Raw genomic sequence first — 26,449 nt, 5'->3', positions numbered from 1 at the left:
GAAGGATGGAAGTCATGACTACAGATATCATCGCCGATCTCGTCATCCACGGCGGCACGATCGTGTCACCGGACACCGAATACAAGGCCAGTATCGCAATCAAGGACGGTGCGATCCTGGCGATTGGCGAGCAGAGCGCCATGCCGAAGGCGAAAGAGGAACTTGACGCGACCGGTCTGCACATTCTTCCAGGTGCCATCGACGTTCACGTGCATTTCCGGGATCCCGGTTATGCGCAGAAGGAGGACTTTGCCTCGGGTACGGCAGCGGCAGCCTTCGGCGGTGTCACCACTGTCTTTGACATGCCCAACACCTTGCCGGCAATTTCCGACGCGGCATCGCTGAAGGAAAAGCACGCGATTGCCAGTGCCAAGGCGCATGTCGATTACGGCCTTTATGCCGTGCTTGGCGAGGACAGCCTGCCGAATATCGGTGAATTGATCGAAGGCGGCGTGATCGGCTTCAAATGCTACATGGGCAATACCTTCGGTCGCATCCCGTCGCCGACAACCGGTGCGATGCTGGAACTGTTCGAGATCGTCGCTCCGACCGGCAAACGCATTTCGCTGCATGCCGAAACGAACTCCATCATGGAGCGTCGCGAAGCGCGTCTTCGCCAGATGGGGCGCAGCGATCCACTTGCCCATCTTGCCGCTCGTCCGGCGGTAGTGGCAACGGAAGCGGTTGCCCGCGCTGCGATCCTTGCCGAATGGACTGGGGCGCGCATCCATATTCTGCACATATCCTCCGCCGCAGAGCTTCGGCCGCTGGCGGATGCAAAGGCACGCGGCGTCGACATCACCGGTGAGACATGCCCGCAATATCTCCTGTTGTCTGCGGATGATTATGAAGCCAAGCGCGGGGTTATCCGCGTCAATCCGCCGGTCCGTGAAGTTGAAAACCAGGACCCGATCTGGCAGGCACTTGTTGATGGCACCATCGACATGATTGCCACGGATCACGCTCCGCACGCGCCTGAAGAAAAGACGCGGGCCGATATCTGGACGGTCGATTGCGGTTTTCCCGGTGTGGAAACCCAGATGCCGCTGATGCTGACGGAAATAGCCCGCCGCGGGGCCAGTCTGTCGGATTATGTGCGCTGGAGTGCGGAGAACCCGGCAAAATCCTTCGGACTTTTCCCGAGGAAGGGCGCGCTGATGGTTGGTTCGGATGCCGACATCGCCATTGTCGATACCAATCGTGCCTGGACGATCGATGATGCGCTGATCCAGTCGACGGCGAAAATCTCTCCCTGGCACGGGATGCACGCAACTGCTCTGCCGATCCACACAATCGTTCGTGGCCGCTTTGCCATGAAGGATCGCCAACTTCAGGCAGATGCCCGCGGTTGGGGACAGTCAGTGCATGACATCCAGTCTATGCCGGTGCCGCACGTGCGAAACGAGAATCAGACGATGGCGGCCGTTACCTCTCAGGCGCCATCTCACACGGGGAGTGCGGCGGCATGACCATCGCTTTCGCTCCCGAAATTGCAGTCCGCAACGCAATCATCGATCTGGAAAAGGTGAACGTCACCTTCGGTGGCGAAAAGAACAAAACCGTCGCTCTGGCCGAAACATCGCTGCGGATCGAGAATGGCGAGTTCATCGCATTGGTCGGACCCTCCGGTTGCGGCAAGTCGACAATCCTCAAACTCGTTGCGGGAACACTCTCGCCGTCGGAGGGCCACATCTTCGTGGCCGGCCGTGAGATCGGCGCAAATGATGTGCGTATCGGCATGGCCTTCCAGAACCCGACACTGCTGCCATGGCTCAATGTGCGCGACAACGTCATGATGCCGCTGAAAATCGTTGCGCCATTCAAACATGCCTATGCGAAGAAAAAGAAAGGCGAATATCGAGATCGGGCCGAGGCTTTGCTGGAGCAGGTGGGGTTATCCGGTTTCGGCGACAAGTTTCCCTGGCAGCTTTCAGGGGGAATGCAACAGCGCGCCTCGCTCTGCCGCGCGCTGATCCATGACCCGACGCTGCTGTTGCTCGACGAGCCGTTCGGCGCGCTCGACCAGTTCACCCGCGAGGAACTCTGGGAGATCATGCAGAACCTCTGGATCGAGAAGAAGCCGACGGTTCTGCTCGTGACCCATGACCTTAAGGAGGCCGCGTATCTGGCGTCGCGCATCTGCATCATGCAGGCCCGACCGGGGCGGATCATTGAGGATCGTGCAGTGCCCTTTGCCCGGCCGCGGACCATCGACATTTCGTTCGAACCAGAGTTCGTATCCCTCACACAGAGGCTTCGCGAGCGCATCGTCGCGGCCCGGGCCGTCAAGGAGCATCAGCCATGAAGCCGGACACCAAACGTCGCGTTCTGTCAGCCTGTTGCATTCTCGGGGCCTTCGTCGCTTGGGAGTTGATCTGCCTCATGTTCGGCATATCTGAAATGGTCCTGCCGAGACCGACGCAGGCGATTTCAACGCTCGTCACCCAGTTCCCGGCAATCTGGCCGCATGCCTTTCAGACCATCTACACGACGCTGGTCGGGCTCGGACTTGGCATTCTTCTTGGTGTGCTTCTCGGCATGCTCATCGGCTCTTCGAAGCTTGCTTACGATGTGGCCTATCCGATGCTGGTCGGCTTTTCGTCAATCCCAAAAGTGGCGATCGTGCCGATCCTGGTCTTGTGGTTCGGGGCTGGAACCGTGCCAGCCATCTTGACCGCAATGGTCATGTGCATATTCCCCATCGTCGTTAATGTCGCGACCGGGCTCGCCTCTACCGAACCGGAGTTGCAGGACGTCATGCGCACGCTGAAGGCGACGAAACTCGAAATCCTCTGGAATATCGGCCTGCCGCGCACAATGCCGTATTTCTTCGCCTCACTGAAAGTTGCTGCGACGCTGGCGTTTGTCGGCACCGTCATTGCCGAAACCGTGGCATCGAACCGTGGCATCGGCAATCTGATGATGATCGCAAGCTCCAGCTTCGATGTGCCGCTGGTCTTTGCCGGATTGTTCATTCTCGCTGCGCTCGGTGTCACTCTCTACATCATCTTCTCGATTATCGAGGCGCGAGTGACAGGCTGGGCCGTTCGCAGCGACAGTTTCGCCACCAACGGCTGACCGCTTCCGCCAAGGCATTCATGCAGGATTTACAGGACAATTTTCATGACCGAACTCACGATCACCGCCGGCCCGTTCACCTTCACCGCTCGCCTTGAAATGCAGGATGCACCGAAAACCTAAGCGGCCTTCCTGGAGCGCCTCCCTTATGACAGTCAGATCGTCCATGTCCGGTGGAGCGGTGAGGGCGTCTGGGTGCCGTTGGGGGATGAGGATTTTGGCGTGGGTTACGAGAACCACACCAGCCATCCCGCACCGGGCCACATCATCCTCTATCCCGGAGGTATCAGCGAAACGGAAATTCTGCTTGCCTATGGTGGCGTCGACTTCTCCTCGAAAATGGGGCAGCTTGCCGGAAACCATTTCATCACACTGACATCGGGGCTGGAGAACTTGGCGGCACTTGGCAAGAAGACGCTCTGGGAAGGCGCACAGCCCATCCGTTTCGAACTGGCCTGAACCGATGGCCGAGCATGAGCTTTTTCCGGGCGTGGAGACGGTACACTGGGGTTACCTCGACGGGACCCTCTCGCCGGTTCTCAGCATCGACAGCGGTGACATCGTGACCGTTCATTCGGTCAGCGGGTCTGCGGAAGAGGCCCCTGTCGGCCGGTATCGCGTTCGCCCGGAACTTGGCGTCATCCACCAGACACTTGCGCCAGAACTTGGCCCGCACATCCTCACCGGGCCGATCCGCGTGAATGGCGCGGTGCCCGGCGACATGCTCAAAATCGACATTCTCGATGTCAGCCTGCGCGATGATTGGGGTTTCAACATCATCCGTCCAGGAAAGGGCGCGTTGCCCGACGATTTCGATGCGCCAAGGACGGTGCATTTCGGTATCGACATGACGACGGGCATGATTGCTGCGCCTTGGGGCGGTACGCTTTCGGCGCGTCCTTTCTTTGGCGTTATTGCAACTGCCCCACGGTGTGAGGATGGCCGACGTTCATCTGTCGTGCCCGGTTATTTCGGCGGGAATATCGACAATAAGGAGCTGTCGTCAGGCTCGACGCTTTACCTGCCTGTATCCGTCGAAGGTGCTCTTGTCTCGATCGGAGACGGACACGCGGCCCAGGGTGATGGCGAGGCGTGTCTCACCGCTGTGGAGACCGGATTGTCTGGTCGTGTTCGGATCACGGTGATCAAAAATACCGACATTTCCGCTCCTTTTGCCGAGACATCGACTCACCTGATCGCTATGGGTTTCGACGAGGAGCTGGAGAGAGCCGTGCGCGAGGCTTTGCGTCACGCCATCACGCTTGTCCGGAAGCGAACGGGCATGAGCGCGGAGGATGCCTATACCTTCTGCAGCGTTGCGGCGGACGTTCGGATCACCCAGCTCGTCAACATCAAAAAGGGGGCACATGTGATGATCCCCAAATCGGCGCTGTCGCCCACCATGTCTGATCAGGAAATGCCATGACGACCCGTCATATCAAATCGATTGCCGTGTTTTGCGGCTCCAACTACGGTGCATCGGAAGAATTTGCAGAAGGGGCGAGGGCGCTGGGACACGCGCTCGGTAACGCCGGCATCAAACTCATCTATGGTGGCACGACCAAGGGTTTGATGGGCGTTGTGGCCGACGCCGCACTGTCATGCGGTGGGGAGGTGCACGGCATCATCACCGCTCGCCTTCACGAAAAGGGTCACTCGCACGAGGGGCTGACCTTGTGTGAGGTGACGCAGACGCTTCGCGAACGCAAGCAACGCATGGCGGAACTGGCGGATGCCTTCATTGCTTTGCCCGGCGGCATCGGGACGATGGAGGAGTTCATGGAAGTCTGGACGATGAACCAGCTTTCCGAAATCGACAAGCCGATCGGTCTTTTGAATACACGGGGATTTTTCGACAGCTTCCTGGGCTTCATCGACCACATGGTTGTCGAGAAATTTCTGCCGGCCGCGCACCGACATTCGACCTCTGTTGACGCCAATGCGGAAGTCTTGATCGGAAAACTGCAGACCTATCAACGGGTTGATATTCCGAAGTGGCTGTGACGCTACGGCGCTGACAGCGGTCGTGGTTCGACCGCTGCGTTCCGGCATGTGTTGCCTGTGTTCTACGGCTTCACGTGATAGAGCTTGTGGACGATGAACCAGTTTCCATCGCGTTCCAGCAGCGAAAGGTATTCGCAGAAGTCGGTGCCGTCGAAGCTGGTGGTCAGTTTGACGGAGGCGCTGTCGCCTTCCTTGTCTATCCCCAATATCTCGAAGGACGGATCGTGGTCGGGGAGACCGCGCTCGTTCTCCCTGATCTGGCCAACGAAATCATCGAGCGAAAGCCATTCGGTTTCTCCCAGATAATTCCCGACGATTGAGGCACGCGGATCGAAAACATCGCGCATCAGCCCTTCATCCGCGTAGGCCATGGCATGAACATAGTCTGTGACGGTCTGTGTGATCGTTTGCGGCACCGGACTGACCCTCCCTTCAGATCGATGATCAAGAGTACACCCGTTGATGGTATTTCGCCATAACCCCTTGCCACGCAGTGTTTTTGCGCCCGCGCGTCAGCCGTAACTTTGTCTCGATCCTGTCGAGCAGTTTGCCTAGAAATCTCTTTCGTCACGGCTGTCCACAATTTTGTCCGGCCTGCCTCTATAGTGGCCTTGGCCTCGACAAATTTCGGGACCAAGGGCTTTTCGCCCGGTTTTATATCGCTATGGCGGTGCATCCTTTTTGGGTTTTACCGCTTTGACTGGTGCAGCAGGGGTGCTCGTGGCGCGCTTTTCGCCTATGATCAGTCCGCTGCCGTCAGGATATGTTCGGCATGCTGGTGAAGAGTTGCGTTTGAAGGTGTTTTCGTGATCGATCCTTATGTATTGCTAGGCGTGGAGCGCGATGCCGACGAGGCTGCGATCAAATCCGCCTATCGGAAGGTGGCCAAGGCTGCTCATCCCGACAGCGGCGGCGACGCCGAGCAATTCGCGAAACTTCAGACAGCCTATGAACTGTTGAAGGACCCGGTGCGCCGCAAGGTGTTCGACGATACCGGTTACGATCCGCAACTGGCCGATGCCAAGGATCTCAAGGGACTGCTGATGCTGGAAACGCTCGTCAACGAGTTCATTCTCGATGAACGCGAGCCGGGCAGCTTCGATCCCGTGGCGGCGATGCGCCGCAAACTGACCGACGATATCCTGAAGAGTCGCTTTCACATTCTGGAACTGGAGCGGCACCGCACCCGTGTCCGTAAACATATGGACCGGTTGGGCAAAAAACCGGAAACCGATGTTCTCGGCTCCATGCTACGTGCCCGCAGCCAGTCGATTGCCGAGGCGATCCGCAATGCCGAGGCGCAGATCGAAGCAATCGAACAAGCCTATACGATGCTTGAAGGATATTCTTACGAACTGGAAGCCATGTCCTTGCCGGAACCCGTGCTGAAAGGCGAGGCTGCCGAGTAAGGCAAGGCTTTTTCTGCGCAGGCCATGATCGCAAAACCGCTTACACTTTTGCGCGGCCTGCTAGGGCCGGAACCGGTGCTGAAAGGCGAGGCTGCCGAGTACGGCAATGCTTATCTGCGCAGGCCACCGATCGATCAGGGGCCGTTGACCAGTGCCAGAATGAGCTGATGAACGCGACCGCCAGGTGAGAGTTCGTCTCGGTCAAAGTCTCTGCCGCGTTGTCGCTGTTCGTTGGACAATTCGCCCAGCCGCTGTTGCAGCACCGCACGGACTTTCTGACATCCCGGATCGCTTTCGGCCCGCAAGCCGACGCTATAGGCTTCGATTTTCTTCACCATGTCGACAATGTGCTCGCCATGCACCCGCTCGTGGGTTTCCACTCCGCTGATGAAGGTTTTCCAGCTCGCCGCGACGGCGGTCGGCAGCTTCGCCGGTGCCTTTGGCCAGGTGTAGATGATGGTGAGGTTGGGACGCGCGGTTGCCAGTACGCAGGCGCCATCAGACTGCGGGCGATAGTCACGCCGCCATGTCAGCTTGAACGTGGTGTGGGCAATAGCCTGCACACCCGCCATGGGACCGCGCTCGCCGATGGAATCGTAAAGCGCTGCGCCTGAGTTGCCCGTGACGGCATAGGTCTTGATCTGCTCGGCTGGTTTCCAGTCTGCAGCCTGAGACGAAGGCGCCAGCAACGCCGACACTAAAGACGCTACGGTGAAAGTGAGCGAAGAGTATTTTGAGGCGGGCACGCATCGATCCTTGGATGGTTTTGCGGGCCGAAGATAGGCGAGGGGTGGGCGGCAAGGCAAGCGTTGCATCGGCCCCGCGACGGCATTTATCGCTGCGGCCATCTCTATACAAAAAGCCCCTGCGACGGATCGCAGGGGCCGCTTGTGACTGTAGGGGTGTCAGTCATCAAGCTTGTCGTAATCGAGCTTGGGCGCGTTTTGCAGCGCATCCTTGGTAGTGTCGACATAGGCTTTCCAGGTGCCATTGTCGTTGTTGATCGCAACGGATGCCGGGTCGAGAACCACGTAGCTCTTGTCGATGCCCAGGAAACCGCCGACGCTGGCAACGAGACCGATCACGGCCTTGCCTTCGCCAATGACCACATCTTCGATTTCGCCGATGTCCTCGCCCTTGGCATTGTAGATATCCATGCCATCGAGCTGCGAGGCGGTCAGGTCGGTCTTCTGCACGTTGACGAATTTCAGCGGACCACTGGCCTTCGTGCCCATGGTGAAGCCAGGGCCAGAAAGTGCCGCATCCGCACCAACTGCTGCAGGAGCCGTCTCGGCCGGTGCCGTGGTGGCGGTCTGCGCGAAGGCAACAGAAGAGGTCAGGGCTGCGACGGCAGCCAGTGCGAAAACCTTGTTTTTCATGATGTTTCTTCCCTTTGTATGCTGAACGTTGCGTTCGGGGAAGTAACGAAGGGAGGCGGAATTGGTTCCTGTGAGACGAAATGAAAAATCGTGTTTATGATGATCCGTGACCGTTCGTGCGCAGCACGAAATGGTTAAAGCAGCGGGAATAGAGGGAGGATGGCGTGGTCAAAAAAGCGTCGGAAAATGATATCGAGGAGACTGCAGCGTCAGATTTCATCGATCAGAAGATCGCCGACCTTGGCGATTGGCGAGGCGATATGCTGGCGCGTGTACGGGCCATTATCAAAAAGGCCGATCCAGACGTCGTGGAGGAGGTCAAATGGCGTGGGGTGCCCGTCTGGTCGCATGACGGTATCATCTGTACGGGCGAGACCTACAAGAGCGCCGTGAAATTGACCTTCGCCAAAGGGGCGTCGCTGGACGACCCAGGTCGTCTGTTCAATTCCAGCCTCGAAGGCAATACCCGGCGCGCCATCGATCTTCACGAGGGCGATAAGGTTGACGAGGAGGCACTGGCAGCCTTGATCCGCGCTGCTGCCGCGTTAAACGCTGTGGGGAAAGCCGCGAAGAAGCGGAAGTAAGCTCGCCAGAGGGATTGATAGAGACCTGGATCGCTAGTCCTGAGCAACATTCATGTCTTTGTCCCACTGGCTATCGATGAATTTCAGTGCGTCGATGATCGATATTTTCCATACGGACCAGAGGTGATCGCCATCGGTGATCCGTAACTCGGATTTACGGTTATCGGCCTGCAATGTCTCATGCAGGGCCACGGCGCCGCGCCACAGGTTGAAGCCATCGTCGTCGCCGACCGTCAGATAGGTTGCCGGTAAATCCTGGCTTTGAACAACGTGTCTGGCTATGAGTGTGAAAATGTTCTTGTCGTTGAACAGTCGTGCATCGAAGGGCGTACCGAAGGCGCCGGAAAAATGATCGCCGGTGGAAGGCAGCACGATGCCGCTGGTGATGGTGGCGCGGTCGATACGGTGAAAGAATGCGCTATCCTGAATGAGCCTGAGTTCGGCCGGCGTCTTGTCCACGTCTCCGGCCGGAACATTTTGCCAGATCGCGCCCGACAGGCTTGCGACCGCAGTGTATAAATCTTCGTGGCCGTAGGCGAGGCGGAGCGCACCGAACCCACCCATAGACAGGCCGGCGATCGCGCGTCCCTGCTTGTCCTTGCGTACGGGCATCGTCGTTTCGACGTGGAACCGAAGATCGCGGGTGATGGCCGTTTCGTAGTCACCCGGTCCCTCGATAGAACTCGAATCGACATACCAGCTATTTTTAGCGCCCGGCATTACCACCACAAGCGGACGGATCGTGCCCGATGCGATCATGCCGTCCAGCGTGTTTTCGATATTGCCGAGATCGCGCCAACTGTTCTGATCGCCGTCATGGCCATGCAGCAGATAGAGCACCGGCCAGCCGTTGTCCGGCGGGTCGCCATCCGGCCGGTAAATGTTGACGGAAAGATCACTCCCCAGCGCTTTGCTTTTGAAAGTGGCGTCTTCGATTTGTCCGGCGAACGCCGGCCCTGAAGCGAGAAACAAACAAAGTCTCGCCAGATTTTTTCGAAGCATGCCAATCTCCCTTGCGGGTCCCTAAACACAACCAACGTTTGTGGGAGTGCCGGGTTCCGGAGCGCTAGTCTGTCAACGTCCCGGCCTTCCCGTCTTGCCCTTGGTGCGGCCCTTGCGCTTTTCATCGACCGGGTCTTCGTAAGAGCCCGCGCCGACCTTGCCGCGCACGATCGGGCGCGGGTCGTCGGTGCGTTTTTCCGGTTGGCCTTCCAGCAGTGGTGAGAACCGTTTGCCCGGCTCATCCGGTTTGTCGGGGACTGCACCACGAACAGGTTTTTCGGTGCGGCCCACTGTCATCTCATCGAGGGTGTTCTTGCGGAACAGCGGTCTGGCGGTGTCTGTGCCTGGTCCCATGTCATCGAGTGACGGTTTGGTGAAGAGCGATTCACTGCCAGCGCCTTTGGAAGCCGCTTTTGCTCTGCCTCTCCCGCCTTCGGCGCTCGAAGCCTCTTCTCTGGCAATCGGGTCGTCCATGGCGGCGAGTTCGGCGGCCTTGAGGCGCTTGATTTCGTCGCGCAGTCGGGCGGCCTTTTCGAAGTCGAGATCGGCCGCGGCATCGCGCATGGACTTTTCCAGCGCGTTGAGATGGGCCTGCAGGTTGTTGCCAACGAGGTGGCCGCCATCGGCAAAGCCCTTACCGGAAACGCCGGAAATATCGGCTCTTACGTGATCCTTCTCATAAACAGAATCAAGAATATCGGAGATTTTGGCCTTGACCGATTCCGGCGTGATGCCGTTCTCTTCGTTATAAGCCATCTGCTTTTCGCGACGACGGCTGGTCTCTTCCATCGCTCGCTTCATCGAGCCTGTGACGTTGTCGGCGTAAAGGATGACCTTGCCGTCGACGTTACGCGCCGCACGGCCAATGGTCTGGATGAGCGATGTTTCGGACCGCAGGAAGCCTTCCTTGTCGGCATCGAGAATGGCGACGAAGCCGCATTCGGGAATGTCCAGACCCTCGCGCAGCAGGTTGATACCCACCAGCACATCAAAGGCGCCGAGACGAAGATCGCGGATGATCTCGATACGCTCCAGCGTGTCGATATCCGAGTGCATGTAGCGCACGCGAACGCCCTGTTCGTGCAGATATTCGGTGAGGTCTTCCGCCATTCGTTTGGTCAGCACGGTGCAGAGGGTGCGATATCCCTTGGCGGCGGTTTCGCGGATTTCACCAAGGACGTCGTCCACCTGCGTACGTGCCGAGCGAACTTCCACCGGTGGATCGATCAGACCGGTCGGACGGATAACCTGTTCGGCGAACACGCCGCCGGCCATCTCCATTTCCCAGCCACCTGGCGTGGCGGAAACTGAAACGGTCTGCGGGCGCATGGCGTCCCATTCCTCGAAGCGCAGTGGGCGGTTGTCCATGCAGGATGGAAGGCGGAAGCCATATTCCGCCAGTGTCGCCTTGCGGCGAAAGTCGCCGCGATACATGCCACCGATCTGCGGAATGGTGACGTGGCTTTCATCGATAAAGATCAGGGCGTCGTCGGGAATATATTCGAACAGGGTCGGTGGCGGCTCGCCGGGATTGCGACCGGTGAGATAACGCGAATAGTTCTCGATGCCGGCACAGGAACCTGTCGCCTCAAGCATCTCGATATCGTAACGGGTGCGTTGTTCCAGACGTTGCGCTTCCAGAAGACGGCCGGCCTTTTCCAGTTCGGCAAGGCGCATTTTCAGCTCTTCCTTGATCGACTTGATGGCACCGTTCAGGGTCGGGCGTGGCGTCACATAGTGCGAGTTGGCATATATCTTGACCGATTGCAGGTCACCGGTTTTCTGGCCTGTCAGCGGATCGAATTCAGTGATGGATTCGATCTCGTCGCCCCACATGGAAATGCGCCAGGCGGCATCTTCCAAGTGGGCGGGGAAGATTTCGATGGTATCGCCACGCACCCGGAAGGAGCCGCGCACGAAATTGATGTCCTGCCGCTTGTACTGCTGGGCCACGAGGTCGGCCAGAAGCTGCCGCTGATCCAGCCGGTCACCGACCTGCATCTGGAATGTCATGGCCGTATAGGTTTCGACCGAGCCGATACCGTAGATGCAGGAGACCGAGGCGACGATGATACAGTCGTCGCGTTCCAGAATGGCGCGGGTGGCGGCGTGGCGCATCCGGTCGATCTGCTCGTTGATCGACGATTCCTTTTCGATATATGTATCCGAGCGCGGCACATAGGCTTCCGGCTGGTAATAGTCGTAGTAGGAAACGAAGTATTCGACCGCGTTGTTCGGGAAGAAGTTCTTGAATTCGGAGTAGAGCTGCGCGGCGAGCGTCTTGTTCGGCGCAAGGATGACAGCCGGACGCTGTGTCGCCTCGATCACCTTTGCCATGGTGAAGGTCTTGCCAGAGCCGGTGACGCCGAGCAGCACCTGGGAACGATCACCGGAATTGATACCTTCGACCAGATCGGCAATTGCGGTCGGCTGGTCGCCGGACGGTTTGTATTCCGTAACCATCTCGATAGCGATGCCGCCTTCGGATTTCGGCGGGCGGGCAGGGCGGTGCGGTGTCCACAGCTTGCCGTCCTTGAATAGCGGATTGCCGCTTTCAATCAGTTTGGAGAGTGCGTCGACCGTCGCCGTCACGGCGCCGGGAGCAAGGGCGCCGGCATCTTCCAGTGACACATCCAGACCGGCGACCGGATTAAGGCCAGCTGCCGCACGTGTTTTGGGGTCGGACGATCCGCCTATCGACACGCCACGCGCGGTTTTGGAGGCAGTCGTTTTCTTGGCTGTCTTCGCAGGCGCAGCCTTTTCGGCTTCCTTGCGGGCCTCGATCTCGATTTTTTTGCGGTGTTTGCCGGCCTTGGAGGCGATCTCGCGCTGTGTTTCAACGGAGGAGGCTTCTGCCTCTGCCTCGAGCTGCTTCACCCAGTCGGCAACGCTGCCGGAAAGCGGTGCGCCTTCAAACGGCGCCTGCGGCATTTCCTCGAACCCGGAGTTTGAGGATGTGGAATTTTTCGGTGATCTGGCCATGGCGAGAATATGGAGGGAGTCAGCGGAGAAAGGAAGGGGCGACGATGAAAAAATGAGTACAAAAGGGAAACGTCGTCTGCCTGGGAACCGAATGGCTGGATCTTCGTTTCTGCTTGCCGAAAACTGCGCTCAGCATTCGCAGTCGCTCGAAATTTTTGGCTGCAACGCCGGGATTTTCGGAAATCGGCGTTACACTTTTCGGTCCGATGCTCTAAGCCGTTTTCTATCTTCGTTTCCCAAGGATTTGTCATGCCCGCAATCAGCCCTGCTCACATCTGGCCTGTCCTGATGCTCGTTGCCTCCAATGTTTTCATGACCTTTGCCTGGTACGGGCACCTCAAGCACAAGGGCAGCGCCCTGTTTCTGGCCATTCTGGCGAGCTGGGGTATCGCTTTCTTCGAATATTGCCTTGCAGTACCGGCCAACAGGCTGGGATCGGAGGTCTATTCGACGGCGCAGCTCAAGACCATTCAGGAAGTCATTACGCTGGCGGTGTTCGCGCTGTTTTCGGTTTTCTGGCTGAAGGAAAGCATCACCATCAATCATGTCATCGGTTTTGCACTCATTGCGCTGGGTGCGTCGTTCATCTTCAGATCCTGATGGTCGAAGCGACGGCCGGGATTGCTCCCGGCCACAGTTATCAGATGTTTTTAGACGCCACGGCGCTTCTGGCGTGACTGCATCAAGAGATCGAGCAGCAACATGACAAGCAGGCTCATTCCGACCAATGGGAAGACGATGCCTCCCATGGCAAGGATGGCAATGAGCCCACAGAGCACGCGTCTGTCTTGCGGCATGGGTGGAACACCGAGAGAGCCCGTTGGGCGACGTTTCCACCACATGATGCCGCCGGAGGTGGCGAGCAAGATGATGCCGAGGCAGGCCAGGGTCAGCACGATCTGGTTTGTAAGGCCAAATTGCTGTCCCATATGCGTGTTGATGCCGAATTCCAGCGCCTTGCCGAGCGGTCCGTAGTCGGCGTAGCTCATGTCGATCAATGGCTCGCCGCTATATTGATCGAGATGGACGACACGCTGTTTCTGAAGGTCGTCAGGATAAACAGAACCGCTATAGACGCCTCGCGGTGTTGTCGGCAGTGCGACCACATAACCCGGTAAAAGCCCGAGCTGATCGAAGCGGGCAACGGCCTGATCAACGCCGATAGAGGTAGCAGGCAGGACGCTTTCAGCGCTGTGCCGCGTCATGTCTTCTGCGCCGTGCTGACCGTGGTCATGCCCTTGCGAGATCGGAATTCTGGCCTGCTCCAGTGACCAGGACGTTTTGGAAATCTCATCCAGTTTCTGGGTGGACATGGGGATGTTGATACGCACGCCGGAGGGATATCCGAAGTTGTTGCCATTGGCCCATTCGTTGACCTTGCCGCCCCAGACACCCGACCAGGGCATGCCGGTAAGGGCGAGAAAAACGATGAAGATACCAGCGAAAATTCCGGTGACGGCATGCGTGTCGCGCCAGAAGACGCGCTTCGTTGGCGTGCCGCGCACAGACAGCACGCCACCGGTCTGTTTGCGCGGCCACCAGAGATAGATGCCGGTTGCGACCAGCAGTATGGACCAGCCCGCCGCGATCTCGATGAGGTAACGTGCATAGGTGCCGAAATATTTCAGGCTGTGCAGATAACGGATCGTCCACATGACGGTACCGCGATCCGGAAGCGAGCCGAGAGCCTCGCGTGTATAAGGATCGACATAAACGGCGCGCCTGCCATCCGTCGTGTTAACGGTGATCTCTGCCGAGGCGGCTGGATCGATTGGCGTGGTGTATTTGACTGCCGTGCCGGGAACAGATGCAAGTGCGGCGGCGATGATCTCGGACGGAAGCGCTCTCGGAGCGTTTTGTACTGCTTCGACACGCTTGATATCGGCGTGGATGATGTTGTCCAGTTCATCCTTGAACAGATAAAGCGCGCCGGTGACGGCAAGCGTTACCATGAATGGCAGGACGAAAAGACCGGCATAGAAGTGCCAGCGCCAGACGGCGCGGTAAAGGCTGGTAGACGAAGATTGCGCACGCGGGCGCTCCCCTTCGACAGAAGTGGTGACGGACATGGGTGTCTCCGCAAGATAAGGATAGTCCGGCCTTTCCCGGCCGGATGGTTCATGCGTCAGATATGCAGAGAAAGGGGTGGGGCGCGGGCTCGCGAATCCCTGTTGGGCGGAGAGGGCGGCAGGGCCGCGTCGGCTGGCAGGACGGCGATCTGCACCTTCGGGATAATGTCGGCGGGCAGGTCATCAGGGGTGACGGGAAGGGCGGCCGTAGAGAGGGAAGCAAGGCGGCAAAGCGCGCCGCAGCAATTGTTGGCCAGTTTGGAGGCTGGATTTTCCTTGCCAGTCGCACCATCAGGCGAATGGGTGGAGCAGATAACGTCGCCCGCTGCGAGGGCCGCTGCCGCCATGCTGCCGTTAGCAGCGCCATTTACAAGGCCTTGCAACAAGAACAGCAAAAGCGCCAGCGTGGCGATGGCGCCAGCCGAACTGCGATCCTGCATGATCTTGCGAATAAACCTCATGGCTTGTGAGGTGCCATATTCTTCTTCCGATGTCACTGCGACAAAGGTGCTACCGGGATGCCGGCGCAAAGCGGCGCAATCGTCGGCACCCTGCATTCGTGCTATAAGGGTGCCCATGATCGAGAAAAGCCAACCGAAGCTGCTCTCCAGCGGCAACCCGCAGATCCCTTTGGGCCATGGCAACGAGCCGGTTCAGGCTTACATTGCTGCGATGCCGGGCTGGAAATCCGGGATTGGCCGCCGTGTCGACCGGATCGTGGAGGACGTGTTTCCGGCTGTCCGAAAAGCCGTGAAATGGAATACGCCGCTTTACGGTAAAGAGGATGGCTGGTTCTGCTCGATGTACTGCTACAAAAAATACGTTCAGCTTGCTTTCATGCGAGGAAGTGCGCTGATGCCCGTTCCACCGGTGGCCTCGAAACAGGCCAATGTGCGATACTTCAATATCTACGAGGACGATATTCTGGATGAAGCCCAGCTCGCGGACTGGGTGAAACAGGCCGCGGCCCTGCCGGGCCATAATTTCTGACGACTGCTCAGGTCAGCAGGTCGTAAGTGCGGAAAATCCAGACGACTTGATAGATCAGTGCGAAGGCGACGAGGCCCTGGTGGAAGCGGCGATTGGCAACGAAAGCCGCTGTCGTGAACAAAGCCACGAACACGATGTTGCGGAGGATATATTCCAGACCAAGAGCGGCGAAATAATCGCGGCCTTTCAGCAGCGTGTCGGCAATATCGGTGACGAAGAGCGCGGCCAGAAACGCAAAAAACCAGCCTTTGCGCGAGAAGAAATAATCTTCGTATCCGGTGTATTCCTTCATTTCCGTCGGGAATAGGAGCACGCAGAGAAAATAAAACAGCGAGCAGAACAGGATGAGAAAAAGGAATGCTCCGAAGCCCAGCACGTGGCCGGATGCCGCCAGGCGGTGTTCCCACCACCAGAAATGCACGAGCATGAGAAACAGAAACGCCACCCAGCCAAGATGGACGAGATAGATACGTTCCTTCTTCGGATGCTGTACGAAACCGGCGAGACCAGTCAGAAGGCGGGCGAGACTGAGGCCGACGACCATGCCCATGACGGCACGAATGTGCGAATAAGCTTCCGCAGCATTGACGGCGGCCTCCATGGTCTTACTCCGCAGGTGGAATGGGGGTGGGCTTACCTTCTTCGTCCATCGCCACCATGATGAAGGTTCCGGCGGTGACCTTTTCCAGCTTGTCGAAGCGTGAGCGCTGCGCCCATGCTTCCACGGAAAGGGTGATGGAAGTCCGGCCGACGCGAACGATCTCTGTGTAGATGGACAGCGTGTCACCGATCTTGACCGGCAGTTCGAAGGCCATTTCCTTTACCGCTGCCGTCACGACGCGACAGCGAGCACGTTCGGCGGCGCGGATGCCGCTGGCCAAGTCCATCTGCGACATGACCCAGCCACCGAAAATGTCGCCCGCCGGATTTGCGTCTGCGGGCATGGCGAGCGTTCTAAGCGTCAGTTCGCCGGTCGGTTTGATCATATCGGGCATCGTATCCTGGTCTCCATGCGTGCAAATAAGGCGCAGCATGCGTCGCGCCTTATTTTTTCGCAAGAAAGACGTGCCTTACGACGAGGCTTTTCCCAGGAATTGCTGTGTTGCGTAGAGGGCGATCGCCGCCGCATTCGAAACGTTCAGCGATTTGATTTCGCCCGGCATGTCGAGACGTGCCAGTGCCGAAACGGTTTCGCGCGTCTTCTGGCGCAGACCCTTGCCTTCGGCGCCAAGCACCAGGGCAATCTTGTCACCACTGAATGTCTGCTCGATCGGGGCAGGGCCTTCCGAATCCAGTCCGATGGATGTGAAACCCAGCTTGTGCAGTTCACCCAGCGCGTCGGCGAGATTGGTGATCTGGATATAGGGAATGAGTTCCAGTGCGCCGGACGCCGATTTCGCCAGCACGCCGGATTCGGTCGGGCTGTGGCGCATCGTGGTGATCAGCGCGCCAGCATTGAATGCGACGGCCGAGCGCATGATGGCGCCGACATTGTGCGGATCGGTGACCTGATCCAGAACGAGGATCAAGGGGCTGTCTTTCAGCGCACCCAGTCTTTTTACCGGCAGGGGCTTGGTTTCCAGCATCACACCTTGGTGGATTGCTTCGGGGCCAAGCACCTTGTCGATATCCTGGGGGGAAACGAACTCGACTGGAAAGGACTGACCTTCCGCTTCGCCGATGTCGAGACGGGCAAAAGCGTTCTGCGTGACCGACAGCTTGATGATCTGCCGCTCTTTATTGGAAAGGGCGGCACGCACCGTATGCAGTCCATAAAGATAGACCTGATCCGCTGCGAGTTGCGGCGGCTTCCAGTCATCCGCGCCTTTATGCTTGCGCTTCTGTTGGGGAGGGGTCGGGATTTCGCCACGCTCACGCTTTGCATCGCGCACGGCGCGGCGAAGGTTGGCGTAGTGCGTATCGCGGGTGGATTTGTCTTTGGGTGCGTCGTTGCTCATGTCGCCTTATATCTCCGGCGTGTGTCCCGCACCAGCCCTTACAACGTCGGGCCTAATTATCTCCGGTCACGACAAACTATCCACAGGGCTTTGAAGGCGCACGAAATTTTTCGAAAAAATTCGTATGACACCGTGTTGACAGAAGCGAACGAGGCCGTCATATACGCCCCCACAGACGACGAACGGCGCAGCGCCGAACGGACATCTGGACAAAGCTTGGTCGCTTGATCCTCGCAGAATACTGGAGGGATGCCCGAGTGGTTAAAGGGGACGGACTGTAAATCCGTTGGCTCAGCCTACGTTGGTTCAAATCCAACTCCCTCCACCATTCTGCACGGATCGAAATCACCACCGCGGGTATAGCTCAATGGTAGAGCAGCAGCCTTCCAAGCTGAATACGCGGGTTCGATTCCCGCTACCCGCTCCAATCATCTCACAGTTTGCATAACTCTCGCGTAGAGCATCCATAGCTCCGGTATTGCGATTCGCCTTGCTGTTATTTCCGCGCACAAACTTCGTGTTTTGCATGGCAGACTGGCCGGAAATCGTAATGATTTGCCCGCCAGTAGTAGATTCGGGTTCGCTGCAGCATGCGGCCGGATGTCACCGCCCTTGGATAACGCGGATGAAAGCGGGGGTTTCGTCACGGATGTCACGGTGTGTTATGCGTTTGCTGGCATAAGCATTAAGTACACGCGTGCAGAATGTCCGGGGCACGTTGCTGTTAGGGCTGACATTCATGATTTTAGCCATGCGCACGGCTTCGCTTTGCGAGGCCCGGCTCGTATTTTTGTAGCACATGTTAATGACATCTTGCTTTGCCGCAGGGCTTCCGTGCATCACTTCCTGAAATCGATTGTAGTCTGCGTCTGTTGCGCATCCCAGAAGGATGAATGCAGATGAGAATAAAGCGATAAAGCTATTGATTTTCATGAAATATGTCTTCCCATTTTCAATGGCGGGAAGATGTCTGCTCTCATGCCGGGAGTCTAGCGCGCGACGCGACCTTGCCGTGCTCTACGCGCCTCGGGATCAAGGTGAGGTAACCCGACTTTTCAAATCCTGTTGGTCTTTTAGTCGACTGCATCGCTGTGCATTTCCTTGCTCAGAGGGGTGCAACTGCGCATTCCATCGGGTAAAATATACGAATAGTTTGCTTTTTTCCCTCTTGATACAGGACTTGAATGGGCGGCAGTGCCGCTTTCACCAGCCAGGCGGCATATCGCACGTGTTGCGCGCTGCCGAGCGAATGGATGCGAATGACAAAGCGACTTAGAAATTATCTCGTCGTGCTGGCCATTTCCCTGGTGATGTGGGCTTTCATTCTGGGTGGCGGGTACTGGCTGTTCACCTGATGCCAGTCCGCCTGATTCCTGCCCTTATGCGATGCGTTTATGTGCGCAGGTAAGGGAAGGACATGTCATGAAAAGATCCGCTGCAATTGCTCTCATCACGACAATGCTGTCTCCACTCGTTGTCACCAGCGTGATGGCGGAGGACATTATTATTCCGTTGCCCGAAACGACGAGCGTTGAAAAAACAGAATCGGCTTATCAGTGTGGGCAGGAAAAGGTGGGGGCGACCTATCTGAATGCCGGAAATATCAGTCTCGTGCGAATCGCATTTGCAGACAGAATCATTGTCGCCTCGAGCGTCATGGCTGCTTCGGGTGCGAAATATCAGGGCGGTGTCTATGTCTGGTGGTCAAAGGGCGATGAAGCCGATCTTTACGATCTGATGGCGGATGCCGAGATGAAAAAGCCGGTGCATTGCACAGCGATCAAACCCTGAGCCACACATGTGTCGCCCAAATGAAACCGGCGGCATGATATGGGTTTAAGGCCCATCTCGTACCGCCGGTCAGTGTCAAAAAATCCAGTTGGCGTGTCCTAATGGAGAAAGAACATCACCAGCAGGGTAACGAGGACAAGCGAGCTTCCGACGCAACCGAGCTTCATCCAGCGAAGACGGCGCGTACGGCCTCCACCCCAGTCATAAGCCATTGTTCGTTATGCCTTTCTTCTTGTTTTTCTTAACCTGATATTTAGCTCCCTATGCTTGCCCGGGGCTGACCTCAACTGTCAAAACGGAGGGGCGAAAATTGGTGATTTTCCGATTGCAGTAAAATGTTGCAGCGCAACGCAAGCGTGATTCACGTTGCCACGCAGGCAACAAAAAAGGCCCGGAAACATCGCGTTTTCGGGCCTGTGTTTTGCGTAAGTGTCCGGCGTGATCAGCCGAAATAAGGCTGGATGTGCGGCAGGACTTCAAGTGTGCCGTGATAGAGCATGTTCAGTGCCACATAGATGATGACCATCAGGCCTAGGTAGGAAATCCAGCGGTAGCGGTGCAGCAGCTTCGCGACGAAGTTTGCGGCAAGGCCCATCAGGGCGATAGAAACGATGAGGCCGATTACCAGAACGGTGACGTGTTCCTGAGCCGCGCCGGCGACAGCCAAAACGTTGTCCAGCGACATCGATACATCGGCGATGACGATCTGGATTGCCGCCTGGAAGAATGTCTTGTGGCCTTTGGTAAGGTCAGCTTCTTCGTCGGTTACCTCATCTTCCATCGAGCCGTTCTGTTCGCGAAGTTCCGCCCACATTTTCCAGCAGACCCAGGCCAGAAGCAGGCCGCCGAAGAGCTGCAGGCCGACCACAGACAGAAGTTGGACGGTGATGGCTGCAAAGCCGATGCGCAGCACCGTCGCTGCGATGATGCCGACGAGGATTGCCTTGCGGCGCAGGTGGGCCGGGAGACCGGCGGCGGCGAGGCCGATGACAATGGCGTTGTCCCCCGCCAGAACGAGATCGATCGCGATGACCTGTAGAAATGCCGTAAACCCGGCAGCGGTGAAGATTTCCATGTGGATGCCCTGAAACGGATAGAAAAGAGCTGGCCGCAGGACGCGGCCGGTCGTGATGTCGTTCGGTACAAGGCGGTTGGCGTCTCTCCCCGGACGTATTCGCTTCCATAAGCCAAGAACTGTGCCGTGGTAAAGAGTTCGTTATCAACGGTAAAGAGTTCGTTATCGCCGACGTGCGTTCAACGGGCATGACAAACACACGCTGATTCAACGCGGGGTTGGCACGCCGGGTTGCCCAATTGGGTTTGACTTTCGCAGCGGCGGCCCCATATGAGGGCTTCAATGCCGCGCTTCATGCGCGTGCGAGGGCGCTTTAACAATTAAGTCTTGCGCATTCGCTTACAAAGCCTTAAACGGCGACACCAAACCGGTTCGCCGGGGAAACTACTTCATGTTCACAGGAAGAAAATTCACATGGCAAAGAGCAAGTTTGAGCGCAATAAGCCGCACGTCAACATTGGCACGATCGGTCACGTTGACCATGGCAAGACGTCGCTGACGGCAGCAATCACGAAGTTCTTCGGCGAGTTCAAGGCGTACGACCAGATCGACGCAGCTCCTGAAGAAAAGGCTCGTGGTATCACGATTTCGACGGCGCACGTTGAGTACGAGACGGCTAACCGTCACTACGCCCACGTTGACTGCCCCGGCCACGCCGACTACGTGAAGAACATGATCACCGGTGCTGCCCAGATGGACGGCGCGATCCTGGTTTGCTCGGCTGCTGACGGCCCGATGCCGCAGACCCGCGAGCACATCCTGCTTGCTCGTCAGGTTGGCGTTCCGGCGATCGTTGTGTTCCTCAACAAGGTTGACCAGGTTGACGACGCAGAACTTCTCGAGCTCGTCGAGCTTGAAGTTCGCGAACTGCTGTCGTCCTACGACTTCCCGGGCGACGACATTCCGATCGTCAAGGGTTCTGCACTTGCAGCTCTCGAAGATTCCAACAAGGAAATCGGCGAGAACGCAATCCGCAAGCTGATGGACGAAGTTGACGCGTACATCCCGACGCCTGAGCGTCCGATCGACCAGCCGTTCCTGATGCCGATCGAAGACGTGTTCTCGATCTCTGGTCGTGGTACGGTTGTTACGGGCCGCGTTGAGCGTGGTATCGTCAAGGTTGGTGAAGAAGTTGAGATCGTCGGCATCCGCGCGACGTCGAAGACGACTGTTACCGGCGTTGAAATGTTCCGCAAGCTGCTCGATCAGGGCCAGGCTGGCGACAACATCGGTGCACTGGTTCGTGGCGTACAGCGCGATGGCGTTGAGCGTGGTCAGATCCTGTGCAAGCCGGGCTCTGTCAAGCCGCACAAGAAGTTCATGGCTGAAGCCTACATCCTGACGAAGGAAGAAGGCGGCCGTCATACGCCGTTCTTCACGAACTACCGTCCGCAGTTCTACTTCCGTACGACTGACGTTACCGGTATCGTTTCGCTTCCAGAAGGCACGGAAATGGTTATGCCTGGCGACAACGTCACGGTTGAAGTCGAGTTGATCGTTCCGATCGCGATGGAAGAAAAGCTGCGCTTCGCTATCCGCGAAGGCGGCCGTACCGTCGGCGCCGGCATCGTTGCCTCGATCATCGAGTAATCATTTCCCGCAAGGGATTTGAGAAAACCCCGCTGGAGACAGCGGGGTTTTTTGTTGCCTGCGTTTCTCTCACGGTGAGGTACGGGTGTGCTGGCGCCTCAAGGCTTAGCAGTCGATCCGCTCGATTGCGCCTTCGTTGAGCCGAAAAAACGCGTCCTGCGGTACGTCGAGACGCAGCGCCTGATCTTTCGGCAGGTCGGCGTAGACGCCCCGTAACAGTCGGCTGGTGATGCCATGACAAATGATGAGGGCGTCACGCGCCTGTCTTCTCCTGATGCCCTCCAGGCTGTGTGCGATGCGTGAGCGCATCCGATCGAATGTTTCGCCGCCCGGGGCATGAAAGAACCATTCGTAGCGGTCATGGCCGTTACGAGCGCCCGGATATTCCTGATCGATCTCATAGTCCGTCATACCGTCCCAGGCGCCCATGCTGATCTCCATCAGGCCAGGATCGAGAGTCACGCCGTCGATCATGCCAAGTTCGCGCACAACGATTTCGCAGGTCTGTCGCGCACGTCCCAGTGGGCTGCAGAAAACGTGTAATTGGTCCTTGCGGGTGAGCTCAGCCAGTTTCCGTCCCATGCGGAGCGCTTGCGCGCGGCCCAGTTCTGTCAGCGGCGAATCGACCTGGCCTTGCCAGCGTTGGACCGCATTGAATTCTGTCTGGCCGTGGCGGATCAGATAGATGCTCATAGGTGTTCCATGAAAGGCTACCGCTTGCGGGGTTTAAGGGTGACCCTAGATCGTCTCAGGGGAGGGAGACAATATGATGTATTTCGTGCGCTGGTGTGAAAAAAAGAAAAACGCACTTGCCATTCTTTCCGCATCACCTTAAAGGAGCGCCATACCGAATTGGCCAAGCGAATTGCGCAGCCGGATTCGGAACTAAAGGGGTATAGCTCAGTTGGTAGAGCGGCGGTCTCCAAAACCGCAGGTCGGGGGTTCGAGCCCCTCTGCCCCTGCCACTTCCTCAATCGCAAGCGCGCAACTTCGCTGCATGGCGGATGGGGTGCCGGTTATCCGGTGAATTTCGCGGAATGTCGATTTCCTCTTGTTAAAAGGGGAATCGATGTTTATGTAGGGTCAAAACAGACACGCGGTGCGTGGGGCTGATTAGTTCGGCTTTACGCGCCGTAATTGCGTGGGCAGTCAATGGCATCTAAAACCAATCCGTTTACGTTTCTGCAGCAGGTTCGCGCCGAAGCGTCGAAGATCACATGGCCGTCGCGCCGCGAGACCATGATTTCCACGGCAATGGTGCTGGTGATGGTTATTTTCGCGGCGCTGTTCTTCTTTGCTGCCGACCAGCTCATCGGCTGGGTTCTCAGCCTTGTGCTGAACGTCGGCCGGTAACGGATTGAACGGAGAGTAAAGATGGCAGCGCGCTGGTATATCGTTCACGCATATTCGAATTTCGAAAAGAAGGTCGCTGAGTCGATCGAAGAAAAGGCTCGTCAGAAGGGTCTTGATCACCTTTTCGAAAAGATTCTCGTGCCGACCGAAAAGGTCGTCGAGGTGCGTCGTGGTCGCAAGGTCGATAGCGAACGCAAGTTTTTCCCGGGTTACGTGCTTGTCCGCGCTAACCTGACGGATGAGGCGTATCACCTCATCAAGAACACGCCGAAGGTTACCGGTTTCCTTGGTTCGGACAGCAAGCCTGTTCCGATCCCGGACTATGAGGCCGAGCGTATCCTTGGTCAGGTTCAGGAAGGTGTCGAGCGTCCGAAGTCTTCGGTTTCGTTCGAGATCGGCGAGCAGGTTCGCGTCTCCGATGGTCCGTTCGCGTCGTTCAACGGCGTTGTTCAGGATGTCGATGAAGAGCGTTCGCGCCTGAAGGTGGAGGTTTCGATTTTCGGCCGCGCTACGCCGGTCGAGCTGGAATACGCTCAGGTCGAAAAGGTCTGAGTGCTGGGGCAGTAAGCTCCAAACCGCGTGGAAGGCAATCTGGCTCTTTAAGCCGGGGCAGGGCGCCGCACCACGCAACCGCAGCCGCCGGATATTCCGGCATTAGATGAGCCGGGTGACTGGTTCGAATTGAAAGGCAGAGAGAAATGGCTAAGAAAGTTGCAGGCCAGCTCAAGCTGCAGGTGAAGGCAGGATCGGCAAACCCGTCCCCGCCGATCGGTCCTGCGCTTGGTCAGCGTGGTATTAACATCATGGAATTCTGCAAGGCGTTCAATGCCGCCACGCAGGAAATGGAAAAGGGTATGCCGATTCCGGTCGTCATCACCTACTACCAGGACAAGTCCTTCACATTCGTGATGAAGCAGCCTCCGGTGACTTACTTCCTCAAGAAGGAAGCAAAGATCCAGTCCGGTTCGAAGACTCCGGGCAAGGGCGCGAAGGCTGGTTCCATCACCAAGGCTCAGGTCAAGACGATCGCCGAAGCCAAGATGAAGGATCTGAACGCCGCCGATATCGAAGGCGCAATGGCAATGGTTGAGGGCTCTGCCCGCGCCATGGGCCTGGAAGTGGTAGGTTGATCATGGCTAAGCTTGCAAAGCGCGTACAGAAGACTCGCGAAGGCGTTGACCCGAACAAGCTCTACGTTCTCACCGATGCCATTTCCATGGTTAAGGAACGTGCAGTCGCCAAGTTCGACGAAACCGTTGAAGTTGCTATGAACCTCGGTGTTGACCCGCGTCACGCTGACCAGATGGTTCGCGGCGTTGTTAACCTGCCGAACGGCACGGGCCGCGATGTTCGCGTTGCTGTGTTCGCTCGTGGCGCCAAGGCTGACGAAGCCAAGGCTGCCGGTGCAGACATCGTTGGTGCCGAAGACCTGCTGGAAACGGTTCAGGGCGGCAAGATCGATTTCGACCGCGTTATCGCCACTCCGGACATGATGCCGCTCGTCGGCCGTCTCGGTAAGGTTCTCGGCCCGCGTGGCATGATGCCGAACCCGAAGGTCGGTACGGTTACGATGGACGTCGCTGGTGCCGTCAAGGCTTCCAAGGGCGGCGCTGTCGAGTTCCGTGTTGAAAAGGCTGGTATCGTTCACGCTGGCATCGGCAAGGCTTCGTTCGACGCCAAGGCTCTTGAAGAGAACATCAAGGCTTTTGCTGACGCCGTTATCAAGGCAAAGCCGGCAGGCGCCAAGGGTAACTACGTCAAGCGCGTAGCGATCTCCTCGACCATGGGTCCGGGCGTTCGCATCGACCCGTCGTCGGTCACCGCCTAATGAATTCGCAGCGCCTTTTCGCAAGGCGCGGCAAAACAGATTTCCGGCCCTCACCGGCCGGAAGTTTCCGGGGAAACCCGGAATTCCTGTCCGAGATTGCAGGTGGTTGATCCTTAATCACTTTTTGCCTGCATGAGACGGGTAAGACCCGGATTTTCGCATCACTTGTGGTGCTTAATAATCCGGTTCGAACCTGGTGTGCCTTGTGCCTTCAGCCTTCGGGTGAGAGAGCAGGGGGACAGGATCCTCGAGCGTCACTCGGGACCTTGGTTTCAAGGTTCCTTGGGGCAAAGGCAAACCCGATGGGGCCTGCAGGATTGCGGTCCCGTCTACTGGAGACAGACAGTGGAAAGAGCGGAAAAACGCGAATTCGTCACGGAGCTGAACGAAGTCTTTAAGGCTTCTGGTTCGGTTGTCGTGGCCCACTATGCTGGCGTCACCGTTGCGCAGATGAACGACTTCCGTTCGAAAATGCGCGCTGCGGGCGGCACAGTTAAAGTCGCGAAGAACCGTCTGGCCAAGATCGCTCTTCAGGGTACGGAGTCGGAAGAGATCACCAATCTCTTCAAGGGACAGACGCTGATTGCATACAGCACTGACCCGATGACCGCTCCGAAAGTCGTCATGGATTTCGCCAAGACCAACGACAAGCTCGTTGTTCTCGGTGGTGCCATGGGGGCAACCGCGCTCAACGCGGAAGCAGTCAAGTCGCTTGCGACCCTGCCTTCGCTGGACGAGCTGCGCGCAAAGCTGCTGGGCCTTCTCAATGCCCCGGCAACTCGCGTCGCTACGGTTGTCGCAGCACCGGCAAGCCAGCTTGCCCGCGTGTTCTCGGCTTACTCCAAGAAGGACGAAGCCGCTTAAGGCGGTTTTTCGCTGTAAATATTCAAACCGGTTCGAACCGAATTAAAGGAACTGAAAAATGGCTGATCTCGCAAAGATCGTAGAAGACCTCTCCTCGCTGACCGTTCTGGAAGCTGCAGAACTTTCCAAGCTTCTCGAAGAAAAGTGGGGCGTTTCCGCTGCTGCTCCGGTAGCTGTTGCTGCTGTTGCTGGCGGTGCAGGCGCTGCTGCTGCTGCTGAAGAAGAAAAGACCGAGTTCGACGTTATCCTGGTTGACGCTGGCGCCAACAAGATCAACGTCATCAAGGAAGTTCGCGGCATCACCGGCCTCGGCCTGAAGGAAGCTAAGGACCTCGTTGAAGGCGCTCCGAAGCCTGTCAAGGAAGCTGTTTCCAAGGCTGAAGCTGCTGACCTCAAGAAGAAGCTTGAAGACGCCGGCGCTAAGGTCGACGTTAAGTAATCTTGCGATTGCTGCGGGGGAGGGCGAAAGCCTTCTCCCGTACGTCATTGAGAA

At 57.5% G+C, this 26,449-nt stretch carries 30 protein-coding genes, 3 tRNA genes and 1 pseudogene; 21 read left to right on the top strand and 13 right to left on the bottom strand.

Features of this window, described 5'->3' with window-relative positions; all coding sequences use genetic code 11:
* Nucleotides 1-14: 14 nt before the first annotated feature.
* The 6 genes and pseudogenes from allB to HWX89_RS20070 all read left to right on the top strand — a co-directional run bounded on the left by allB (nt 15) and on the right by HWX89_RS20070 (nt 5,082).
* Nucleotides 15-1,469, top strand: a complete 1,455-nt coding sequence (gene allB, locus HWX89_RS20095; protein ID WP_138790911.1) for an allantoinase AllB — start codon at nt 15-17, stop codon at nt 1,467-1,469.
* Complete coding sequence (locus HWX89_RS20090) at nt 1,466-2,305, top strand: ABC transporter ATP-binding protein (RefSeq protein WP_138790910.1); 840 nt, start codon at nt 1,466-1,468, stop codon at nt 2,303-2,305. The genes allB and HWX89_RS20090 overlap by 4 nt, the downstream gene beginning before the upstream one ends.
* Nucleotides 2,302-3,078 (top strand): ABC transporter permease, encoded by a 777-nt coding sequence (locus tag HWX89_RS20085; RefSeq protein ID WP_138790909.1) that lies wholly within the window; start codon nt 2,302-2,304, stop codon nt 3,076-3,078. The genes HWX89_RS20090 and HWX89_RS20085 overlap by 4 nt, the downstream gene beginning before the upstream one ends.
* A 45-nt stretch (nt 3,079-3,123) precedes the next feature.
* Nucleotides 3,124-3,537, top strand: a pseudogene (locus tag HWX89_RS20080) (DUF3830 family protein).
* A 4-nt stretch (nt 3,538-3,541) separates the two neighbouring features.
* Nucleotides 3,542-4,504 carry an acetamidase/formamidase family protein gene (locus HWX89_RS20075; RefSeq protein ID WP_138790908.1) on the top strand — a complete coding sequence of 321 codons (963 nt, stop codon included), beginning with the start codon at nt 3,542-3,544 and terminating at the stop codon, nt 4,502-4,504.
* Nucleotides 4,501-5,082 (top strand): LOG family protein, encoded by a 582-nt coding sequence (locus tag HWX89_RS20070; RefSeq protein ID WP_138790907.1) that lies wholly within the window; start codon nt 4,501-4,503, stop codon nt 5,080-5,082. Before HWX89_RS20075 ends, HWX89_RS20070 begins: the two co-directional genes overlap by 4 nt.
* A 62-nt stretch (nt 5,083-5,144) precedes the next feature.
* Here HWX89_RS20070 and HWX89_RS20065 read toward each other — a convergent pair whose 3' ends face one another.
* A complete protein-coding gene (locus HWX89_RS20065; protein ID WP_138790906.1) occupies nt 5,145-5,498 on the bottom strand; it encodes a nuclear transport factor 2 family protein in 354 nt (117 codons plus the stop codon).
* A gap of 390 nt (nt 5,499-5,888) precedes the next feature.
* On the opposite strand from HWX89_RS20065, the gene HWX89_RS20060 reads away from it, so the two are divergent.
* The gene (locus HWX89_RS20060; protein WP_138790905.1) at nt 5,889-6,491 is read left to right on the top strand and encodes a J domain-containing protein; all 603 of its coding nucleotides are present in this window, start codon (nt 5,889-5,891) and stop codon (nt 6,489-6,491) included.
* 134 nt (nt 6,492-6,625) lie between these two features.
* Here HWX89_RS20060 and HWX89_RS20055 read toward each other — a convergent pair whose 3' ends face one another.
* Nucleotides 6,626-7,237, bottom strand: coding sequence for a DUF922 domain-containing Zn-dependent protease (locus HWX89_RS20055; protein WP_353505708.1), 612 nt, complete (start codon nt 7,235-7,237; stop codon nt 6,626-6,628).
* A gap of 159 nt (nt 7,238-7,396) precedes the next feature.
* Nucleotides 7,397-7,870: a PRC-barrel domain-containing protein gene (locus HWX89_RS20050; protein WP_138790903.1), complete on the bottom strand. Its 474-nt coding sequence runs from the start codon at nt 7,868-7,870 to the stop codon at nt 7,397-7,399.
* A 164-nt stretch (nt 7,871-8,034) separates the two neighbouring features.
* Between HWX89_RS20050 and HWX89_RS20045 the strand changes: the two genes are divergently transcribed.
* Entirely contained in the window at nt 8,035-8,454 is a 420-nt protein-coding gene (locus HWX89_RS20045; RefSeq protein WP_138790902.1) for a DUF1801 domain-containing protein, read from the top strand.
* Between the two features lie 33 nt (nt 8,455-8,487).
* Here HWX89_RS20045 and HWX89_RS20040 read toward each other — a convergent pair whose 3' ends face one another.
* Nucleotides 8,488-9,456, bottom strand: coding sequence for an alpha/beta hydrolase (locus HWX89_RS20040; protein WP_138790901.1), 969 nt, complete (start codon nt 9,454-9,456; stop codon nt 8,488-8,490).
* A 72-nt stretch (nt 9,457-9,528) separates the two neighbouring features.
* Nucleotides 9,529-12,438, bottom strand: coding sequence for an excinuclease ABC subunit UvrB (gene uvrB, locus HWX89_RS20035; RefSeq protein ID WP_138790900.1), 2,910 nt, complete (start codon nt 12,436-12,438; stop codon nt 9,529-9,531).
* 249 nt (nt 12,439-12,687) lie between these two features.
* On the opposite strand from uvrB, the gene HWX89_RS20030 reads away from it, so the two are divergent.
* Nucleotides 12,688-13,038 carry a DMT family protein gene (locus tag HWX89_RS20030; RefSeq protein ID WP_138790899.1) on the top strand — a complete coding sequence of 117 codons (351 nt, stop codon included), beginning with the start codon at nt 12,688-12,690 and terminating at the stop codon, nt 13,036-13,038.
* A 50-nt stretch (nt 13,039-13,088) separates the two neighbouring features.
* On the opposite strand, the gene HWX89_RS20025 is transcribed toward HWX89_RS20030, so the two are convergent.
* Both HWX89_RS20025 and HWX89_RS20020 read right to left on the bottom strand, forming a co-directional pair.
* On the bottom strand, nt 13,089-14,507 hold the full coding sequence (locus tag HWX89_RS20025) for a PepSY-associated TM helix domain-containing protein (RefSeq protein ID WP_138790898.1): 1,419 nt from the start codon (nt 14,505-14,507) through the stop codon (nt 13,089-13,091).
* Nucleotides 14,508-14,563: 56 nt separating this feature from the next.
* On the bottom strand, nt 14,564-15,085 hold the full coding sequence (locus tag HWX89_RS20020; RefSeq protein ID WP_246705219.1) for a DUF2946 domain-containing protein: 522 nt from the start codon (nt 15,083-15,085) through the stop codon (nt 14,564-14,566).
* Between HWX89_RS20020 and HWX89_RS20015 the strand changes: the two genes are divergently transcribed.
* Nucleotides 15,084-15,497 (top strand): DUF1801 domain-containing protein, encoded by a 414-nt coding sequence (locus HWX89_RS20015; RefSeq protein WP_138790897.1) that lies wholly within the window; start codon nt 15,084-15,086, stop codon nt 15,495-15,497. The two genes, HWX89_RS20020 and HWX89_RS20015, sit on opposite strands and share 2 nt — an antisense overlap.
* A gap of 7 nt (nt 15,498-15,504) precedes the next feature.
* Here the strand turns inward: HWX89_RS20015 and HWX89_RS20010 are convergent, their stop codons facing one another.
* The 3 genes from HWX89_RS20010 to rlmB all read right to left on the bottom strand — a co-directional run bounded on the left by HWX89_RS20010 (nt 15,505) and on the right by rlmB (nt 17,455).
* Entirely contained in the window at nt 15,505-16,098 is a 594-nt protein-coding gene (locus HWX89_RS20010) for a hypothetical protein (protein WP_138790896.1), read from the bottom strand.
* Between the two features lie 4 nt (nt 16,099-16,102).
* A complete protein-coding gene (locus tag HWX89_RS20005; protein ID WP_138790895.1) occupies nt 16,103-16,492 on the bottom strand; it encodes an acyl-CoA thioesterase in 390 nt (129 codons plus the stop codon).
* Nucleotides 16,493-16,567: 75 nt separating this feature from the next.
* The gene (rlmB, locus tag HWX89_RS20000; RefSeq protein WP_138790894.1) at nt 16,568-17,455 is read right to left on the bottom strand and encodes a 23S rRNA (guanosine(2251)-2'-O)-methyltransferase RlmB; all 888 of its coding nucleotides are present in this window, start codon (nt 17,453-17,455) and stop codon (nt 16,568-16,570) included.
* A gap of 243 nt (nt 17,456-17,698) precedes the next feature.
* On the opposite strand from rlmB, the gene HWX89_RS19995 reads away from it, so the two are divergent.
* Both HWX89_RS19995 and HWX89_RS19990 read left to right on the top strand, forming a co-directional pair.
* Nucleotides 17,699-17,783: transfer RNA gene (locus HWX89_RS19995), tRNA-Tyr, on the top strand.
* 25 nt (nt 17,784-17,808) lie between these two features.
* Nucleotides 17,809-17,882: transfer RNA gene (locus HWX89_RS19990), tRNA-Gly, on the top strand.
* Between the two features lie 176 nt (nt 17,883-18,058).
* Here HWX89_RS19990 and HWX89_RS19985 read toward each other — a convergent pair.
* Nucleotides 18,059-18,388 carry a hypothetical protein gene (locus HWX89_RS19985; protein ID WP_138790893.1) on the bottom strand — a complete coding sequence of 110 codons (330 nt, stop codon included), beginning with the start codon at nt 18,386-18,388 and terminating at the stop codon, nt 18,059-18,061.
* A gap of 489 nt (nt 18,389-18,877) precedes the next feature.
* On the opposite strand from HWX89_RS19985, the gene HWX89_RS19980 reads away from it, so the two are divergent.
* Complete coding sequence (locus HWX89_RS19980) at nt 18,878-19,246, top strand: MliC family protein (protein WP_138790892.1); 369 nt, start codon at nt 18,878-18,880, stop codon at nt 19,244-19,246.
* Nucleotides 19,247-19,688: 442 nt separating this feature from the next.
* Here HWX89_RS19980 and HWX89_RS19975 read toward each other — a convergent pair whose 3' ends face one another.
* A complete protein-coding gene (locus HWX89_RS19975; protein ID WP_138790890.1) occupies nt 19,689-20,321 on the bottom strand; it encodes a TerC family protein in 633 nt (210 codons plus the stop codon).
* A gap of 414 nt (nt 20,322-20,735) precedes the next feature.
* Here HWX89_RS19975 and tuf point away from each other — a divergent pair, with 414 nt between their 5' ends.
* Nucleotides 20,736-21,911 carry an elongation factor Tu gene (tuf, locus tag HWX89_RS19970; RefSeq protein ID WP_138790879.1) on the top strand — a complete coding sequence of 392 codons (1,176 nt, stop codon included), beginning with the start codon at nt 20,736-20,738 and terminating at the stop codon, nt 21,909-21,911.
* A gap of 105 nt (nt 21,912-22,016) precedes the next feature.
* Here tuf and HWX89_RS19965 read toward each other — a convergent pair whose 3' ends face one another.
* Nucleotides 22,017-22,604: a histidine phosphatase family protein gene (locus HWX89_RS19965; RefSeq protein ID WP_138790889.1), complete on the bottom strand. Its 588-nt coding sequence runs from the start codon at nt 22,602-22,604 to the stop codon at nt 22,017-22,019.
* A 196-nt stretch (nt 22,605-22,800) separates the two neighbouring features.
* Here HWX89_RS19965 and HWX89_RS19960 point away from each other — a divergent pair.
* From HWX89_RS19960 to rplL, 7 genes are all read left to right on the top strand, one after another.
* Nucleotides 22,801-22,876 (top strand) — tRNA-Trp (locus HWX89_RS19960).
* Between the two features lie 187 nt (nt 22,877-23,063).
* A complete protein-coding gene (secE, locus tag HWX89_RS19955; RefSeq protein WP_003507689.1) occupies nt 23,064-23,264 on the top strand; it encodes a preprotein translocase subunit SecE in 201 nt (66 codons plus the stop codon).
* A 21-nt stretch (nt 23,265-23,285) separates the two neighbouring features.
* The gene (gene nusG / locus HWX89_RS19950; RefSeq protein ID WP_138790888.1) at nt 23,286-23,816 is read left to right on the top strand and encodes a transcription termination/antitermination protein NusG; all 531 of its coding nucleotides are present in this window, start codon (nt 23,286-23,288) and stop codon (nt 23,814-23,816) included.
* 146 nt (nt 23,817-23,962) lie between these two features.
* Nucleotides 23,963-24,394: a 50S ribosomal protein L11 gene (gene rplK / locus HWX89_RS19945; protein WP_138790887.1), complete on the top strand. Its 432-nt coding sequence runs from the start codon at nt 23,963-23,965 to the stop codon at nt 24,392-24,394.
* 2 nt (nt 24,395-24,396) lie between these two features.
* Nucleotides 24,397-25,092: a 50S ribosomal protein L1 gene (gene rplA / locus HWX89_RS19940; protein ID WP_138790886.1), complete on the top strand. Its 696-nt coding sequence runs from the start codon at nt 24,397-24,399 to the stop codon at nt 25,090-25,092.
* 345 nt (nt 25,093-25,437) lie between these two features.
* Nucleotides 25,438-25,956 (top strand): 50S ribosomal protein L10, encoded by a 519-nt coding sequence (rplJ, locus tag HWX89_RS19935; protein ID WP_138790885.1) that lies wholly within the window; start codon nt 25,438-25,440, stop codon nt 25,954-25,956.
* A gap of 58 nt (nt 25,957-26,014) precedes the next feature.
* Nucleotides 26,015-26,395 carry a 50S ribosomal protein L7/L12 gene (gene rplL, locus HWX89_RS19930; protein WP_065113667.1) on the top strand — a complete coding sequence of 127 codons (381 nt, stop codon included), beginning with the start codon at nt 26,015-26,017 and terminating at the stop codon, nt 26,393-26,395.
* The last annotated feature ends 54 nt before the right edge of the window (nt 26,396-26,449 follow it).

The sequence above is a fragment of the Rhizobium sp. RM genome, assembly GCF_013390595.1.
Taxonomy (GTDB): Bacteria; Pseudomonadota; Alphaproteobacteria; order Rhizobiales; family Rhizobiaceae; genus Agrobacterium.
This window is presented reverse-complemented; position numbering and strand designations above follow the sequence as displayed.

What these genes read in the sequence shown, in the direction of transcription:
- HWX89_RS19985 (WP_138790893.1), bottom strand. Translation starts at nt 18,388, where the DNA reads ATGAAAATCAATAGCTTTATCGCTTTATTCTCATCTGCATTCATCCTT.
- HWX89_RS20015 (WP_138790897.1), top strand. Translation starts at nt 15,084, where the DNA reads ATGATCGAGAAAAGCCAACCGAAGCTGCTCTCCAGCGGCAACCCGCAG.
- secE (WP_003507689.1), top strand. Translation starts at nt 23,064, where the DNA reads ATGGCATCTAAAACCAATCCGTTTACGTTTCTGCAGCAGGTTCGCGCC.
- rplL (WP_065113667.1), top strand. Translation starts at nt 26,015, where the DNA reads ATGGCTGATCTCGCAAAGATCGTAGAAGACCTCTCCTCGCTGACCGTT.
- HWX89_RS20040 (WP_138790901.1), bottom strand. Translation starts at nt 9,456, where the DNA reads ATGCTTCGAAAAAATCTGGCGAGACTTTGTTTGTTTCTCGCTTCAGGG.
- HWX89_RS20030 (WP_138790899.1), top strand. Translation starts at nt 12,688, where the DNA reads ATGCCCGCAATCAGCCCTGCTCACATCTGGCCTGTCCTGATGCTCGTT.
- HWX89_RS20025 (WP_138790898.1), bottom strand. Translation starts at nt 14,507, where the DNA reads ATGTCCGTCACCACTTCTGTCGAAGGGGAGCGCCCGCGTGCGCAATCT.
- HWX89_RS20010 (WP_138790896.1), bottom strand. Translation starts at nt 16,098, where the DNA reads ATGGAGGCCGCCGTCAATGCTGCGGAAGCTTATTCGCACATTCGTGCC.
- HWX89_RS20020 (WP_246705219.1), bottom strand. Translation starts at nt 15,085, where the DNA reads ATGGGCACCCTTATAGCACGAATGCAGGGTGCCGACGATTGCGCCGCT.
- HWX89_RS19975 (WP_138790890.1), bottom strand. Translation starts at nt 20,321, where the DNA reads ATGGAAATCTTCACCGCTGCCGGGTTTACGGCATTTCTACAGGTCATC.
- nusG (WP_138790888.1), top strand. Translation starts at nt 23,286, where the DNA reads ATGGCAGCGCGCTGGTATATCGTTCACGCATATTCGAATTTCGAAAAG.
- HWX89_RS19965 (WP_138790889.1), bottom strand. Translation starts at nt 22,604, where the DNA reads ATGAGCATCTATCTGATCCGCCACGGCCAGACAGAATTCAATGCGGTC.
- allB (WP_138790911.1), top strand. Translation starts at nt 15, where the DNA reads ATGACTACAGATATCATCGCCGATCTCGTCATCCACGGCGGCACGATC.
- HWX89_RS20005 (WP_138790895.1), bottom strand. Translation starts at nt 16,492, where the DNA reads ATGCCCGATATGATCAAACCGACCGGCGAACTGACGCTTAGAACGCTC.
- HWX89_RS20075 (WP_138790908.1), top strand. Translation starts at nt 3,542, where the DNA reads ATGGCCGAGCATGAGCTTTTTCCGGGCGTGGAGACGGTACACTGGGGT.
- HWX89_RS20085 (WP_138790909.1), top strand. Translation starts at nt 2,302, where the DNA reads ATGAAGCCGGACACCAAACGTCGCGTTCTGTCAGCCTGTTGCATTCTC.
- HWX89_RS19980 (WP_138790892.1), top strand. Translation starts at nt 18,878, where the DNA reads ATGAAAAGATCCGCTGCAATTGCTCTCATCACGACAATGCTGTCTCCA.
- rplK (WP_138790887.1), top strand. Translation starts at nt 23,963, where the DNA reads ATGGCTAAGAAAGTTGCAGGCCAGCTCAAGCTGCAGGTGAAGGCAGGA.
- HWX89_RS20050 (WP_138790903.1), bottom strand. Translation starts at nt 7,870, where the DNA reads ATGAAAAACAAGGTTTTCGCACTGGCTGCCGTCGCAGCCCTGACCTCT.
- rplA (WP_138790886.1), top strand. Translation starts at nt 24,397, where the DNA reads ATGGCTAAGCTTGCAAAGCGCGTACAGAAGACTCGCGAAGGCGTTGAC.
- HWX89_RS20090 (WP_138790910.1), top strand. Translation starts at nt 1,466, where the DNA reads ATGACCATCGCTTTCGCTCCCGAAATTGCAGTCCGCAACGCAATCATC.
- tuf (WP_138790879.1), top strand. Translation starts at nt 20,736, where the DNA reads ATGGCAAAGAGCAAGTTTGAGCGCAATAAGCCGCACGTCAACATTGGC.
- HWX89_RS20070 (WP_138790907.1), top strand. Translation starts at nt 4,501, where the DNA reads ATGACGACCCGTCATATCAAATCGATTGCCGTGTTTTGCGGCTCCAAC.
- rlmB (WP_138790894.1), bottom strand. Translation starts at nt 17,455, where the DNA reads ATGAGCAACGACGCACCCAAAGACAAATCCACCCGCGATACGCACTAC.
- uvrB (WP_138790900.1), bottom strand. Translation starts at nt 12,438, where the DNA reads ATGGCCAGATCACCGAAAAATTCCACATCCTCAAACTCCGGGTTCGAG.